Raw genomic sequence first — 14,284 nt, forward strand, 5'->3', positions numbered from 1 at the left:
CTATCGAAATCAGGGCGGGCCGCTACTCCTGCGGGTTGGTCCGCCTCGCGTCCGCATCGGTCCGCGGATCGCGGTCCACGTCAGCGTCACGCCGCGCGTCGCGCCGCGCGTCAGCGTCCGTGTCGGTTCGCGTATCCCGGTCCACGTCAGCGTCACTTCGCGTGTCCCGCCGCGCGTCAGCGTCAACGTCGCGCCCCGTGTCCGCGTCAGCGTCAGCCCGCCGGTCACGTTCCGTTTCCACGTCGGGGTCCAGGGCATCCGCCTTGTAGAGGTGCTTCTCGGAGTCGGCCCGGAAGTCCTGCGCCTCCGACTGCCGCCGCTCTGCCTCTTGCCGGAGCCGCGCCGCCTCAACCTGGGCCTTCTCAGCATCAGCTTTGGCCCGCATGGCCTTGGCTTCATTTTCACGGGCCTGAAGCTCCGACTCCTCAGCTTTACTCCGGATTTCGGCCGCCTGCTGACGGTTCTGTTCATCGCGCTTCTGCCGAAATGCTTCCCTGCGCTTGCGGCTCATGAGCAGAACAATCAGCGCGACGGCGATGATTACAACGACGATCCAAATCCAGGCAGTTGTCTCCACCGTGGATCCACCTCTCTCCCTATCCAGCACCGGCCGGTCTTTGCGCGCCCGGCGTACATCACCTGAGCGCGCGACCGATTGAACTAGCGGCAATCGTGGTACTTACAATCCAATAGTAATCATGCTTACTATTTTGGGGCCAGCAAACCTGGGTGGGTGATCAGTGACCCACTTCTTCGAGAGAGAGCGGCGATGAACGATAACCAGCGGCCTCACGACGAAAACCCTTCAAGCACGACGACGGATGCGGCTCCCAGCCCTCCGGCTCCAGTTGACAGCAGCCGGGCCGGCCCCCGAAGCGGGGGACGAACGGCCCGCGCGTGACCGAAAGGATGGTCCCATGGCCACGAAAGAAGCCCCGGAGACCAGCACGGCCAAAGCGGCCACCGCGCCCGCCCCGGATGACGAACGCAAACCCGACAGCCCGACGGACGTCAGCAAACCGTCCTGGAAATACATCGCCCGCAAGGCGCTCCGCGAATTTGCGTCCGACCAGTGCCCCGACCTCGCCGCTGGCCTCACCTACTACGCTGTCCTGTCGCTGTTCCCGGCCCTGCTCGCACTGGTTTCGCTGCTGGGGATCTTCGGCCAGCCGGAAAAAACGACGGCGGCCCTCCTCGACATTGTGCAGGGCATCGCACCCGGTTCCACCGTGGACATGATCCGCCAGCCCGTTGAGGAACTCACGAGGTCTCCCGCCGCCGGCTTCGCCCTGGTGATCGGCCTCGCGACGGCTCTTTGGTCCGCTTCGGGCTACGTGGGCGCGTTCGGCCGGGCCATGAACCGGATTTACGAAATCGATGAAGGCCGCGGGTTCGTCAAGCTCAGGGGGACCATGCTCGGAGTAACGCTGCTTGCCGTCGTCATCGTCGCGCTCCTTGCGGCCATGCTTGTGATCAGCGGCCCGGTCGCCGAAGCCGTTGGCGGCATCCTTGGACTCGGCGGCGTGTTCCTGACGGTCTGGAACGTTGCTAAGTGGCCGGTCATCGTCCTGCTGGTCATCGTGATCATTGCCGTCCTCTGTTACGCCACTCCAAACGTCAGGCAGCCCAAGATCCGCTGGATGAGCATTGGCTCCTTCATTGCCTTGATGGCTTTCGTGCTGGCCTCCCTCGGGTTCGGGTTCTACGTGGCCAACTTCAGCAGCTACGACAAGACGTACGGCGCCATCGGCGGCGTCATTGTGATGCTGCTGTGGCTCTGGATCCTCAACATGTCCCTCCTGTTTGGCGCAGAGTTCGACGCCGAGATGGAACGCGGCAGGCAACTGCAGGCGGGCATCGAGGCGGAGGAAACGATTCAGCTGCCGCCCCGTGACACCAAGAAGAGCGACAAACTCCAGGAGAAGGAGGAGGAAGACATCCGGCGCGGACGTGAGCTGCGCGAGAAGTACGGCGCGGAAGGCAACGCCGCAGCGGACGGCGGCAGCGGGGACGGCCGTGAAGGCACGGCCCGGGACCGCGGCGGCCGGTCAGCCAGGCGCGGCGGCCGGTCAGCCAGGCGCGGCGGCCGGTCAGCCAGGCGCGGCGGCCGGTCAGCCGGGCGCGGCGGCCGCTGACTCGGCCACGGCCTCCGCGCCCAGCGTCCTCAGGTAAGCTCCGAAACCGCGCGGCGCCCGCGCGGAGGTCCGTCCCGACGTCATCACCCGGGTGGTGTCGGTGGCCACCACCGCGAATCCGCGCCGCCGCAGCCCGCCCACCAGGGCCCTGTCCTCGGAGGAGGGTATTTCCGGAAAGCCTCCGGCCAGCCGGTACGCCGACGCCCTCACGCCCAGGTTGGCGCCGTACACATGCGGGTGCCGCTCTTCAGCGGGATGCCGGATACGCCACGTTCGGAGGACTTCCGGATCCATGCCGCGGGGATCGGGCTCGACGGAACCCAGCACCACGTCCCACCCGGCGTCGGCCAGTTCGAGCTGCCGCCAGAGCCAGTTCTCCGGAACCCGCGAATCCGCGTCCGTGCTGGCCAGCCAGACGCTTTCCAAGCTCGTCTGTTCCAGGCCCGGCCGAGTGCGGCCAAGAGCGGCCGCCACTCCGGCGGCCCTGCTGGCGCCCGCGTTGCGGAAGATCTGGTGGAGCACCGTGAACCGCCCGTCTGCTGCCGCGATGCGGGCAGCGATGTCAGCCGAACCGTCGGTGCAGTGATCCAGGACCACGGTGATCCCGACGGCGACTGATGGCCGCCGTTCGGCCAGCGCCCGCGCTGCCGCCTGGAGCGCATGCAGGGCGTGCTCGATGTGGCGTTCCTCGTCATGGGCCGGCATCACCACCTCAACCCTGCCGATCGGCGGCCGCACCGGCTTAGGCCCCATTCCGCTTCTCAGGCCTCATTCGACGGATCCGGCCTCAGGCTCCGGCGCAAGGAACGTCTCGAGCACAAAGTCGCGCTCCCGATACAGGCCTGCCGTGGGCCACCCGAGGCGGTCGCGGGCCAGGGTGTGGACCGCATCGCCATCCAGCTCCCATCCGGAAATCGGGTGCCTCCAGTGGCACAGCTGCAGGGTCCCGCCGTTAGCCAGCGATCCGGCGATCCGCGCGAACAGCCCGTCGAGCTCGGACGGCGCAAGGTAGTAGCCCACCTCGGACAGCACGATCAGGTCGAAGCCGCCGTCCGGCCAGTGCTGCGGAACCGTGAGCTGCCTGGCCTCGGCGCCGGCATAGGGTGCCAGCCGCTGAGCAGCACGGGCTACGGCCGTGCCGCTGGCGTCCACGGCGAGCAACCGTCCGCACCGCCCCGCCAACTCCGCGCTCAAGGTGCCGATCGAGCAACCGACTTCCAGCCCGGCGTCGTACTTTTGCTCGGGCAGGGCAGCGAGCGTCAGGGCGCGCTTGCGCTGCTCATACCAGCTGACGTCATACCCCCACGGGTCATCGGCCCTGCGGTGCAGGGCATCAAAGATGCCCTGGGCGTCGCGGGCGCCCAACGTTCCGGAGACCGGAGGACGCCAGGAGAAGACCTCGAAGGGGCGCCCAAAGTGCACCAGGAAATGGTCCGCGAGGAGCGCTTCATCTCCGGGCCGTTCGGACAGGGGCTCCAGCTGCGAGGCGTGGGCCCGCAGGGCACCCTGCTTCGCCCGCTGTTCCGCGGCGCCCAGCGGCAGCCGCACCCAGCGGCGCCATTCCGGGTGTTCCGGCGTTGCCCACAGCCAGTACCAGATGGGATATTCCAGCAGCCCGTGGCCGCCCGCCTGCGCGAGCTCGGCCGCGACAGCCCCCAGGGTGTCGTGGTCCGGGTGCCCGTCGGAGCGGTAGGGAGCAACAATCACCAGCCGCTCCGCAGGGCCGCGGTGCCGGCCGATGGCTTCCTGGACGTGCCGGACTACGTCCGCGCGGTGTTCGGCGAGCCGGCCGTCCCCAAGCCCGAGGAACTGCCAGCCGCCCGCCGGGCCGAGCACGGACATCGCGCGCCCGAACTCTTCGAGCCGGACTGCGGCAAGCTGCTCCGGCGTGGTGGTCGGAGAGTCCGGATGGGACGCCTCCCCCGCCGTGCACAACAACACCTCCGCGTCGGCGCCAGCGGCCTTCAGCCGTGCCAGCAGCCCGCCTGCCCCGAGCGTTTCGTCGTCCGGGTGGGCGGCAAGAAGGATAAATCTCGTTCCGGCCAGCTCGCCCGGATCCAGCGGCAATTCGCCCAGCGTGGCCAGCCCGGCCGCCTCCCACGCCGCTTCGTCCGTGCCGGCGTCAGTGTGTGAAAAGCTCACCACTCGTGCTCGCCCTTGAGCGTGAGGGCGCCGAGCTGCGCGTCGTCCCGCAGGGCATGGTGCTGCCGGACGTACAGCGACAGGTCCGCCATGCACTTGCCATACCGCTCGTCGAACGCCAGCGGCCCGGGTCCCAGGTTCTGGCTCACCAGGAGCTGGACGCGTTCGACGGCGGCAGCAACAGTCCCGCGGACACGGAGCGCCTCGCTCCACGCGCCTGAGTTCCGGCTGCCGCCCGGTTCTTCCGGCAGTTCCGCACGTCCCTGCACGCGGCCGTCGACCAGTTCAGCAGTCCGGGCAAGGTGCTGGATGGAGGACGTGAGGATCCGGTCCACTTCGCCGAGGCTCGCGAGCGCCACCTGGTCAGGTTCGCGCTGGGCCTGTGCTCCCCGAATCAGGGCTGCCTTGAAATGCCGGCCCAGCGCCACCGCGCCGCCCAGCCAGCACGCGGCGACCCCCATGCCGCCCCAGGCGAAGCCCGGGCGCTGGAAGTACCAGCCGTCTCCGCCCAGCGGCACAGCGGGAACGCGGTCAAAGTGAACGGTTCCGCTGGGTATTTCCCGCAGGCCCCGGCTTGTCCATTCCGGGTCGACGCAAGTCACTCCGGCGTCCCTGAGGTCTACCGCGAATGCGGCCCGGCCGCCTGATTGCGTGTGTGCCGTCACGACGGCGTGGTCCACGAACTGCGCCAGCGAGCACCACGGTTTGGACCCGCTGAGGCGCACCTCGCCACCGCGTTCACCGCCGCCTTGTTCGCCGCCGGGCTGTCCGCCGCCGCCCGGTTCACCGCCGCCCTGTCCGCCGCCGGACTGGGGCACGGCCGCGAGGCGTGTGCCCGGGGCTTCGGCGGCAAAGACGCCCCACGTTCCGGTGAAGGAGTCAGCGGCCCCTGCCTGGGACAGGATGGCCCCGGCGTCCAGATGGGGTTCCAGGATGCGGCCCGCCGCCACGTCAACCGCAGCAACGGAGGCCAACAGTTCCCACAGCCGGGCTGTTTGGCCTTCTCCCGGCTTGGGGGCGAACCGGCCTGCCTGGTGGGCTGCGGCCAGCAGTGCGGGTACGTCTCCCACAGCAGCGGCCATCGCCTCCAGGGTGACGTCCAGTTCCGCCAGCTGCTCCGGAGAGGAACTGATGCGAACCGCCTGCCAGGGGCGGCGCGGCGGGGTCATGCAATGCTCGCTGACATAGTGCGGGGCCTAATCTTCATTTTGCTCAGGCCTCCGCCGGTGCCGTCACCGACGCCGAGGCAGCCATGACTTCCGCGTTCACCATCCACGCCAGCTGCTCGAGCCGCGTGATGGCGGCGTGCAGCAGGTCAGCGCTGGTGGGGTCTTCTGCATCCACCTCGTCGTGGACATCGCGCAGGGTCTTGACCGTTTGCTCATCCAGCTGGAGGTGCAGATCGCGGAAGTTCGTTCCCACGAGGTTCCAGTGCGCCTGCTTCCCCTGGACGTGCAGCTCGATCAGGTCGGTGAGAACCCTTTGAAGGTTGCCGGCCAACGTCTGGGATGCTTTCATCTCTTCCTCCGCTGCAGTATGTCAGGGACCGGCCGCCTCGGCCGGGAACATCATTCCAAGCATACTTAGCTTCCGCGCCGCAGACCCCGCCCGCTGCTTGGTTTCCGTCCGGCTGCTCCTAGCGCCCGGCCGGCCACAGCACGGTGGCCTGAAGGTGTCCCAGCGGTACGCTGCCATAGGTCCGCGAGTCGATGGATCCCGCCCGGTTGTCGCCGAGGACGAAGACGTGGCCGGCAGGCACCGTGACGGGCCCAAAATACGTGCCGTCGATTCGGCTGTGGTCGATGCCCGGTTCGGGTTGCGGCACGCCGTCCACCACCAGCACTGAGTCCTCGATTGCCACCGTCTGGCCCTGGAAGGCAACGGCGCGCTTGATTGCCGGGTTCCCGTCGTCCGGGCTCGTGAAAACCACAAGATCGCCGGGCCTGAGTCCGCCCAGGGCCGGCCCGGGCTTGAACATCAGCACCGTGGTCCCCCGGGGCACTGCCGGCTCCATGCTTTCCGAGCTGACCGTGACCGGCTCCACCACCCACAGGCGCGCGGCCAGCAAGGCTGCCGCCAGCACGGCCGCCGTCGTGATTTTCTTTCCCCGGCGGGAATCGGTCACGACAGTGCTCCTTTCGTTCCGCTGCCAGGAGCATGACCGGCCCGTCTTGGAAAAAACCGGAGCCGCCAACGCCGCCACGGGGCCGATTTGGAACCACCCCTATTTTGGCCCCCTCAAATCGATGGCCTAACCCCGCAGGGCGGGAAGAACCCTCCCGACCCCCTGACTGGGCGGTGTAAGGGCCCGCGAAGCCCTCGGTTCCCGGGAAATTCCCAAGTCCTTGCGCGCACACTTGTCTTGTCCTGAACCGGACGGTGGCCGCGGCCGGTAACGGACCAGGACCGCCGGGTCCGGTGCCGTTTCCCCAGCGGCACCAGACCCGGCGTACGGCCTAAACGGCTTGCGGAGCCCAAATTCCGCCTCAGCGGCCTGCGCGCCGTCCCTTCCCCACCGGTTTTATCCGACGTTTATCCAAGGTCTTTAGTTCAACGTGAACTTGGTCGGTAATCGACTTTCCGGCCTGGCCTTGAGGGTACTGGGGGCCACAAATCGAGTGTCCATAAGGAGTCACCATGTTCTCGCAATCCGTGAAGCGGCCGAAGATGCCAGACGGAACAAGCCGCTCCCAACCCGCCCACCGGCGGTCCACGGCCACCGCCGCGGCACGTCTTGCCCCTGTTGCAGCGGGAGCCATGCTGGCCGCCGCACTGGCACCGCTGGGCGCCGCTCCGGCCGGCGCCGAAACGGCCGGCGCCGAAACGGCCGGAATGGGTCCCGTGGATTCGGCCAACGGCTTCCCCACCTGGTATTCGGACGGAACCGTCAAGCTGCAGCTGTGCTACATGGCCAACAGCGGGTGCCTCACCGAGCCGCCAGACCCGAACTCGCCGGCGTCCTACCCGGACAACTTCCCGGATGAGGCGTTCTGGTTCAATGCCGAGGCCAGCGGCGGGAACCTCGGTCTCTACGAGGCCGCCCTTGAGGCCGCCCACGTCAACGGGCCCGTGGTTGACGGCGACCAGATGGGATTCGGCCGGCTGCGGTTCCGGCTGAGCAATCTCGTGGCGGGAGCCTCATACACCATCACCCACCCCTACGGCGTCCACACGTTCACGGCAGAACCGGACCCCCAGGATCCGAGCCTTGGTGAGATCAATGTGACCCTCGACGAAGGCTGCACTCCCTCCGGAACGGCCGCCTGCGACTGGGACAGCGTCGGTGCTTCCTTCCTTGGCGACTTCGCCTCCGGCTCCACCGCCACCTTCCTCCGCCAGGTAAACGCCCCTGCCGGAACCCTGGGAGACATCAACACGGCGACGGCTGTCACGGGCGCCCCGTCCGGCACCAACGCCGTCATCGTGACCGGCCCTGATGCCGGCGGCCCCGGAATCGGCACCCTCACGGTCAACACGTTCACCGTCCAGGGGCTGATTGCCGAGGGTTCAGACGGCGCACCGTCAACTCCGGACCTGGTGGCAGCCAGCGACACCGGCCGTTCCTCGACGGACAACGTCACCCGGCTGACAACACCGACCGTTACAGGGACGCTTCCGGCAGGCGCCTCGGGGCCCGTCCAGCTGATCGTCGACGGCGGCGCACCCCGGGCCACGACGCTCGCCGGCTCAACCTACTCCGCCACGCTTGCGGCCCTGCCGCAGGGCGTTCACCGGGTGCAGTCCCGCATCACCAACCCCGCCTTCGCGGCCGATCCCACCCAGCCGCAGTTCCTGGCCTCCTCCACGCTGACGTTCACGGTGGACACCAGCGCGCCGGCCGTCGCCGTCACTGCGCCGTTCCCGTCAACGCCGAGCCTGGACAACACGCCCACGCTCAGCTTCTCGGGTGAGGCCGGAGCAAGGTTCGAATGCCAGCTGCAGCCCAGCAACCCCCTCTGGGATGCCACCTGCGCCTCGCCCAGGACCTGGGATGCCCAGGCGAACGGCACCTACGTCTTCAACGTCCGGGCCACGGATGCCGCAGGAAACGTCAGCGACCTCGCCAGCCGCACTGTGCAGATCGGGCAGAGCACGGCAGCCGCCGCCACCCCCAAGCTTCAGGACTTCAACAGCGACGGCCGGGCAGACATCGTGTCCAGGGATACCGCCGGAAGGCTCTGGCTCTACCGCGGCAACGGAACCGGCGGCTTCCTCGCCAAGCTTCAGATCGGGAACGGATGGGGCGGCATGACCGCCATCGTCAGCACCGGCGACTTCAACGGCGACCGCAAAGCGGACATCGTGGCCCGGGACTCCGCCGGCGCACTGTGGCTCTACGGCGGCAACGGCGCAAGTGGCTTCACCGGACGCGTCCAGATCGGCAACGGCTGGAACGGGCTGAACAACATCGTCGCCCCCGGCGACTTCAACGGCGACCGCAAGGCCGACCTGGCAGCACGTGATGCCGGCGGAAACCTGTACCTTTACCTCGGCAACGGAACCGGCGGCTTCATCGGAAGGACCCAGATCGGCAACGGCTGGAACAGCATGAACGCCATCGTGGCTACCGGCGACTTCAACAGCGACGGCAAGGCCGACCTCGCCGCCCGTGATACCGCCGGAAACCTCTGGCTTTACCGTGGCAACGGCTTCGGATCGTTCCTCGGCAGGGTCCAGATCGGATCCGGCTGGAACGGCCTGAGCATTGCCGGCACGGGCGACTTCAACGGCGACCGCCGGGCTGACCTGACGGCCCGCGACGCCGCCGGAAACCTCATTCTCTACCGTGGCAACGGAGCGACCGGCTTCCTCGGCAAGACCCAGATCGGCACGGGCTGGAACACCATGAACGCCATCATGTAGTCCCGATCCTCTGAGTTCCGACGCAGCACCGCCCGCGTACAGCCAGTACGCGGGCGGTGCTGCGTCGTGGCGGGGCTGCCGGCGTCCGCCGGTCGTAGTCCGGCCGGCCGCGGGTGCCGCTAGCGGACCACGGCCAGCGCGAAGCCGTCCCACCCCTTGGAGCCCACCGTCTGGATAACCGTGGCGTCGAGCCTGGCGTCCTCCCCCATCAGCTTCAGCGCGCTGAGGATTCCCGGGGCGTTGACCTCGTCCATGGAGGGATCAAGCACCGCCCCCTCCCACACCACGTTGTCCATGACAATGCTGGTTCCGGGCCGGCCAAGCCGCACAGCCCAGTCCAGGTACTTCGGGTTGTTCTCCTTGTCCGCGTCGATGAAGACAAAGTCGAACGGTGCGGCTCCTTCGGCCTCCAGCGCCGCGAGCGTGTCCAGCGCCGCGCCTATCCGGATGTCCACTTTGTGACCCAGCCCGGCAGCGTCCACATTCGCGCGGGCTACGTCCGCGTGTTTGGTGAGATATTCGCACGTGACCAGCTGGCCGTCGTCGGGAAGTCCCTGGGCCATCCAGATGGTGCTGAAACCGGCCAGGGTGCCGATCTCCAGAACCCGGCGCGCGCCGGACGACCGGACCAGGAGCTTCAGCAGTTTTCCCGCGTTGGGGGTCACCTCGATGGGCGGCATGCCGGCGTCGACGGCGGACTGCACCGCGCGCTGAAGCGCACCGTCCGGATGGACGACGACGTCGGACAGGAACTCTTCTACGGCCACCCACTCGGGCCGCGGCTCGTGCTCAAACATGGCCCCAGTCTCGCAGCAACGGCACTTGGGGGCTAGGGCGTCCGGCGGACCGCCGAACCCGCGGCCGGAGCGGTCAGGAACCCTCAGCTATGGCGCTTTCCAAGCGATCGACCTTTGCGGTGAGCTCACCCGAGAAGCCAGGCCGGATATCCGCCTTGATCACCAGGGACACCCTGCTGCCGAACTTCCCCACCGCCTCGGTGGCGCGTTTGACCACCGCGAACACCTCGTCCCATTCTCCCTCGATGGTGGTGAACATGGAATCGGTCTTGTTGGGCAGCCCGGACTCCCGGACGATCCTGACGGCGGCGGCTACTGCGTCGTGCACGGACGCGTCCGCTGCGCCGCCGGCCCCGGCGTAGGCCGGATCGGCAGGAATTCCGGACGGGGCGACTGAAAATGCAAGCAACATGGGTCCAGTCTGACACGGTTCACAAGACTCCCAAGGGCGTGTGCTGCGTCATATTTGGCGCTACCAATGGGTAACGAAGTCCGGGAGACACAGCGTTGCTAACCTTTATTCATGAACCTCGCAGTAGAGCGCAAACCACTCCGTGCCGACGCTGCCCGCAACGTGGACAAGATCATCAATGCGGCCCGCGAGTGCTTCCGCGAACACGGCCCGGACGTTCCGCTGCAGACCATCGCCGCCACGGCCGGAGTGGGACCGGCAACGCTCTTCCGCAATTTTTCGGACAAGGAACAACTGGTCCTGGCGGCGCTGAACCGCCAGCTCCGGCTCCACGTCGACCCCGTCATTGATGTTGCGCTGGCGGGCCCGGACGCAGCCGAAGGCCTCTTCCACGTCATCGACGCCGTCATGACCGCCGCGAGCGAGAACGCCAACCTGTTGGGCGCCGTCGCCGGGCGGCGGGACCTGCTGACTGGCATCACCGGCAGCCTGATCGAATCCGTAGGCGTGCTCCTTGGCCGGGGACAGGGCCAGGGCACGCTCCGCATCGACATCTCACTGACGGACATGGTGAGGCTGCTGGCCATGCTGATCGGCGTGGTTGACACCATGGAACCGGGCTCCGACGCCTGGCGCCGCCCAGCGGCGCTCATCGAAGACGCTATCCGCTCGGTACGGCCCGGCCGGCCGCTTCCGCCGCAGGTGCCGCTCCCTGGCACCCAGTTCGAGTAGACGGCATTTCCAGCAGGCTGCGGCTCTTCGCCGGCAAGCCCCGTCCCGTCCCAGCTCCATCCCGTCCCAGCTCCTTCGCCGGGGCCGTATCTATTCCGTCCGACCGGCTTGCACAGTAAGCTAGGCGCACCAGTGGTTAGGCAGCCAGCCTCGGGATTTCCATAACGGAGCAAACAATGTCATCCTCCACCCGTGAACATTTCACACCGGCTGCGTCATCATGAACCGCTCTCAGCTCGCACATTTCCTGAAGCTTTCCGCGGACCCCGAAGCCACGCTGACGGCGGCCTCCACCGATGAGCTCGGAATCATCGTGGACGCGCTCTACCGCAACCTGGACACGCCCAAACCGGTTTTCGGGGCCCAGGACTGGTACGACCTCGCCACCGAAGAACTGGCCCGGCGCACGTCGCCCGGTTCTCCGGAGTTGTACAGGGCAGCCTCTTCTCCGGACGCCTACGGAGCAGCGTAGTCCAACACGCGCAGTCCAGCCCAGGGCATCCCGTCCCTTGACGGGGTGCCGCCTGGGTTCCTAGGAATCCTTCGCCGTGGACTCGGGCGCCGGGGATTCCGTCGTCGCGGATTGAGGGCCCGCGTCCTTTGCGGGCGCGTGTCCCTTCCCGTGAGCGTGATGCTCCGCTTCGTGGGCATGCTCCTTCGCCTCGAGCAGATGCTGCTGCAGCTTCTCCTCCGCTTCCCGGCGCCGGCGGGACGTGTCGCGGAGCTCCCGTGTGGATTGGGAGCCGCTTACCTCGATGTACGGGGCGCCCGTCCTCTCATGCGCGTCCTTGTGGGACTCCGGCTCACCCGGGGCTGATGATTTTTCGTTCATGGTCAGTTCGTCCTCTCTGAAGCCAACAAAACCCTGCGCCGCTCCACCAACTGCGTCGCTCCACCATCTACTCAGTCACACCCGGCCTGACACGTCAATGCCGGCCCCCGGGTCAAACGCCGCCCGGGAAGGCCTCCGGCCGTGTGGTGTGAGTGCGCAATGCGGAGCTGACGCACTCACTCATGGCCTGGAGCGCAATCAGCTGCGCTTCCCGGACCTGGGGCGTGAGAGCGTTAATGCAGATGGCCTCATCTGCCGCCTGCGCCAGCGGATTGGGCGCCCGGCCCGTCACTGCCCACACAATGGCATCCGCCGCCTTGGCCGCCGCCGTCGCCTCCAGCAAGGCGTGGCGGTGCCCGCTGGCCGACACGACCATCAAAACGTCGTCGGCGCGAATATGGGCCGCTACCAGGGTGGCCGCCTCTTCCGCATTGCCCTGCGCAATTTCGATGACGCTCGCCGTTCCCGCTCCGGCCGCCGGCGGGGCTCCCCGGAGGGCGATGACGGAGAAGGGCCGGCGCTCACCGGAGTGGCGCCCCAGCAGTTCGGCGGTAAACTGCTGCACCTCAGCCGCCGAACCGGCGCTGCCGGCGGTCACCAGCCGGTTCCCGGCGAGGAGCCGCCGGGCCAGTTCCTCCCCCCACCCCGCCAGGCGCGAGGATTCATTCCGGAGCGAGGCGACGGCGGGACCCACCTGACGCAGGTGCTCCAGAACGATGTCCACCGGCGCTTTCTCGGCGAACGGGGCCTCGGCGACGCGCGTGCGCGACAACCGGCTGACGGCTTTCATTTTTCCAACTCCTCTTCACTTTGAGCAGTTGCTGCGCATCCCTTGGCTCACTCTGCGCGTAACTGCACACCGGTTGGCGCGCCCCTTCGTTGCGGGGCGCGCCAGGCCTCAGTCGTCGTTGGCGGCGGCCGCGGCACGTGCCAGGAGCTCACGGTTAACCGCCGCCAGGGCCGCCAGCCTTGCGGGGTTTCCGGACAGCTCAAGCTCGCGCCCGAGACCACGGCAGAGGGCGGCCAGTTCGGCTTCGGGAACGTCGGCAAGTGACCTGAAGTGGGTGAAGAAACGTTTCTCGGGTAAGCCCGCGACGGCATGCCTGCGGATGCCAGAAGCTCCGGGAGGCAGCCGATTGTCCATGGTTCACCACTTGTACGGTTATGGCGGCTGACTGCTTAGCCTCTTCGAGCATACAACGCATGTGATGCACGCCACTAGGCAACACGCGCGGCGCCGGGTCCGGTCAGTTCCAGCCCGCCAGGCGGAGGAGTGCGGCAGCGCCGGCGCCTGCCACCACGACCGCCAGGAAGGGCGCCCGGAAGAACAGGGCAACGCCAGCCGCGGCCAGGGCGCCCAGCCGGGCGTCCAGGACCAGCGCCTGGCCCGATGCCACGGTGTTGACGATTGTCAACGACGCCAGCAGCCCGATGGTCATGGTGCCCGCCACCCTGGACATCCGGGGGTTGCGCAGCAGGCTGGCCGGCACAAGGTACCCCATCAGCTTCCAGGCGTAGGCGAACAGGCAGGCAAGCAACAGCCACATCCAGAGGCTCATGCGGCGCCGCCCGGGAGGGTTCCAGAGCCCGGGCGCGGCCGGTGATGGTGCTCGGTGTAGGGATCGATGTCCGGTTCCAGCCCTTCATCGCGGCGGCCGTGGCTGAACCAGCCGAAGGCCGCCGCCACCACTGCCGCGATCAGAATGGGCACCCCCGCGGGAACGAACGGCACGGCCAGCACGGTGGCGAGGGCGCACACGACGGCGATGGCCACAGGTTCACGGCCCTTTAGCCGCGGCCAGAGCAGGCCAAGGAACGCCGCGACAGCCGCGCCGTCGAGACCCCATTGTTTGGGGTCGCCGAGCGCACCGCCGGCCAGCGCCCCGACAGCCGTGAAGACGTTCCAGAGCACAAAGATCCCTATTCCGGCGGTCCAGAAGCCGCGCTGTTGCTCGGTGGGGTCCGTCTGGCCGGTGCTCGTGGCCGTGGACTCGTCGATGGTCAGCTGTGCGGCAGCGTACCGGCGCCACCCCTTGGGCTGGAGCAGCACGTTGAGCTGCATGCCGTAAATGCCGTTGCGCATCCCCAGCAGCGTGGCGGCACCCATCGCGGCGAGGCCGGAACCCCCGCCGGCAACCACGCCGATGAACGCGAACTGGGAGCCGCCGCTGAACAGCAGCAGGCTCAAGGCCATGGTCTGCCAGAAATCGAGTCCGGACGTCACGGAAAGGGCGCCGAATGAGACACCGTACAGCCCGGTGGCGATGCTGATGGACAGGCCTACGCGCACCGCCGGGGACTGCAGGAGCCGTGAAGGCCAGGTGATGGGCATGGCACCACTCAACCACAGCGGCGGGAAGGGAGCTAAGCG

At 67.9% G+C, this 14,284-nt stretch carries 17 protein-coding genes; 4 read left to right on the top strand and 13 right to left on the bottom strand.

Annotated elements, in window-relative coordinates:
* Positions 1 to 22: 22 nt before the first annotated feature.
* The gene (locus tag ASG92_RS18525) at positions 23 to 577 is read right to left on the bottom strand and encodes a hypothetical protein (protein ID WP_056631487.1); all 555 of its coding nucleotides are present in this window, start codon (positions 575 to 577) and stop codon (positions 23 to 25) included.
* A 340-nt stretch (positions 578 to 917) separates the two neighbouring features.
* Here ASG92_RS18525 and ASG92_RS18530 point away from each other — a divergent pair, with 340 nt between their 5' ends.
* Complete coding sequence (locus ASG92_RS18530) at positions 918 to 2,135, top strand: YihY/virulence factor BrkB family protein (protein ID WP_056631489.1); 1,218 nt, start codon at positions 918 to 920, stop codon at positions 2,133 to 2,135.
* Here ASG92_RS18530 and ASG92_RS18535 read toward each other — a convergent pair.
* The 5 genes from ASG92_RS18535 to lepB form a co-directional block, all read right to left on the bottom strand.
* Positions 2,112 to 2,888, bottom strand: a complete 777-nt coding sequence (locus tag ASG92_RS18535; protein ID WP_056631492.1) for a glycosyltransferase — start codon at positions 2,886 to 2,888, stop codon at positions 2,112 to 2,114. The genes ASG92_RS18530 and ASG92_RS18535 overlap by 24 nt on opposite strands.
* A gap of 15 nt (positions 2,889 to 2,903) precedes the next feature.
* Complete coding sequence (locus ASG92_RS18540; RefSeq protein ID WP_056631495.1) at positions 2,904 to 4,280, bottom strand: bifunctional PIG-L family deacetylase/class I SAM-dependent methyltransferase; 1,377 nt, start codon at positions 4,278 to 4,280, stop codon at positions 2,904 to 2,906.
* Entirely contained in the window at positions 4,274 to 5,446 is a 1,173-nt protein-coding gene (locus ASG92_RS18545; RefSeq protein ID WP_056631496.1) for an acyl-CoA dehydrogenase family protein, read from the bottom strand. Before ASG92_RS18545 ends, ASG92_RS18540 begins: the two co-directional genes overlap by 7 nt.
* Positions 5,447 to 5,489: 43 nt before the next feature.
* Positions 5,490 to 5,795 carry a ferritin-like domain-containing protein gene (locus ASG92_RS18550; RefSeq protein ID WP_056631497.1) on the bottom strand — a complete coding sequence of 102 codons (306 nt, stop codon included), beginning with the start codon at positions 5,793 to 5,795 and terminating at the stop codon, positions 5,490 to 5,492.
* A gap of 118 nt (positions 5,796 to 5,913) precedes the next feature.
* Positions 5,914 to 6,402 carry a signal peptidase I gene (gene lepB / locus ASG92_RS18555; RefSeq protein WP_240987191.1) on the bottom strand — a complete coding sequence of 163 codons (489 nt, stop codon included), beginning with the start codon at positions 6,400 to 6,402 and terminating at the stop codon, positions 5,914 to 5,916.
* 512 nt (positions 6,403 to 6,914) lie between these two features.
* Between lepB and ASG92_RS18560 the strand changes: the two genes are divergently transcribed.
* Positions 6,915 to 9,140 carry a VCBS repeat-containing protein gene (locus tag ASG92_RS18560; protein WP_056631501.1) on the top strand — a complete coding sequence of 742 codons (2,226 nt, stop codon included), beginning with the start codon at positions 6,915 to 6,917 and terminating at the stop codon, positions 9,138 to 9,140.
* A gap of 119 nt (positions 9,141 to 9,259) precedes the next feature.
* Here ASG92_RS18560 and ASG92_RS18565 read toward each other — a convergent pair whose 3' ends face one another.
* Positions 9,260 to 9,937: an O-methyltransferase gene (locus ASG92_RS18565; RefSeq protein ID WP_056631503.1), complete on the bottom strand. Its 678-nt coding sequence runs from the start codon at positions 9,935 to 9,937 to the stop codon at positions 9,260 to 9,262.
* 73 nt (positions 9,938 to 10,010) lie between these two features.
* The gene (locus ASG92_RS18570; protein ID WP_056631504.1) at positions 10,011 to 10,349 is read right to left on the bottom strand and encodes a thiamine-binding protein; all 339 of its coding nucleotides are present in this window, start codon (positions 10,347 to 10,349) and stop codon (positions 10,011 to 10,013) included.
* Between the two features lie 111 nt (positions 10,350 to 10,460).
* Here ASG92_RS18570 and ASG92_RS18575 point away from each other — a divergent pair, with 111 nt between their 5' ends.
* Together ASG92_RS18575 and ASG92_RS18580 are read left to right on the top strand one after the other, a co-directional pair.
* Positions 10,461 to 11,081 (top strand): TetR/AcrR family transcriptional regulator, encoded by a 621-nt coding sequence (locus ASG92_RS18575; protein ID WP_056631505.1) that lies wholly within the window; start codon positions 10,461 to 10,463, stop codon positions 11,079 to 11,081.
* Between the two features lie 220 nt (positions 11,082 to 11,301).
* Complete coding sequence (locus ASG92_RS18580) at positions 11,302 to 11,553, top strand: hypothetical protein (protein WP_056631510.1); 252 nt, start codon at positions 11,302 to 11,304, stop codon at positions 11,551 to 11,553.
* 60 nt (positions 11,554 to 11,613) lie between these two features.
* On the opposite strand, the gene ASG92_RS18585 is transcribed toward ASG92_RS18580, so the two are convergent.
* The 5 genes from ASG92_RS18585 to ASG92_RS18605 form a co-directional block, all read right to left on the bottom strand.
* Positions 11,614 to 11,913, bottom strand: coding sequence for a hypothetical protein (locus ASG92_RS18585; RefSeq protein WP_056631511.1), 300 nt, complete (start codon positions 11,911 to 11,913; stop codon positions 11,614 to 11,616).
* A 112-nt stretch (positions 11,914 to 12,025) separates the two neighbouring features.
* Positions 12,026 to 12,703 (bottom strand): SIS domain-containing protein, encoded by a 678-nt coding sequence (locus tag ASG92_RS18590; RefSeq protein ID WP_056631512.1) that lies wholly within the window; start codon positions 12,701 to 12,703, stop codon positions 12,026 to 12,028.
* 108 nt (positions 12,704 to 12,811) lie between these two features.
* Positions 12,812 to 13,057 (bottom strand): hypothetical protein, encoded by a 246-nt coding sequence (locus ASG92_RS18595; RefSeq protein ID WP_056631513.1) that lies wholly within the window; start codon positions 13,055 to 13,057, stop codon positions 12,812 to 12,814.
* A 103-nt stretch (positions 13,058 to 13,160) separates the two neighbouring features.
* Positions 13,161 to 13,472 (bottom strand): AzlD domain-containing protein, encoded by a 312-nt coding sequence (locus tag ASG92_RS18600; RefSeq protein WP_056631514.1) that lies wholly within the window; start codon positions 13,470 to 13,472, stop codon positions 13,161 to 13,163.
* Positions 13,469 to 14,245 (bottom strand): AzlC family ABC transporter permease, encoded by a 777-nt coding sequence (locus ASG92_RS18605; RefSeq protein WP_157372273.1) that lies wholly within the window; start codon positions 14,243 to 14,245, stop codon positions 13,469 to 13,471. The genes ASG92_RS18600 and ASG92_RS18605 overlap by 4 nt, the downstream gene beginning before the upstream one ends.
* Between the last annotated feature and the right edge of the window lie 39 nt (positions 14,246 to 14,284).

The sequence above is a fragment of the Arthrobacter sp. Soil736 genome (assembly GCF_001428005.1).
Taxonomy (GTDB): Bacteria; Actinomycetota; Actinomycetes; order Actinomycetales; family Micrococcaceae; genus Arthrobacter.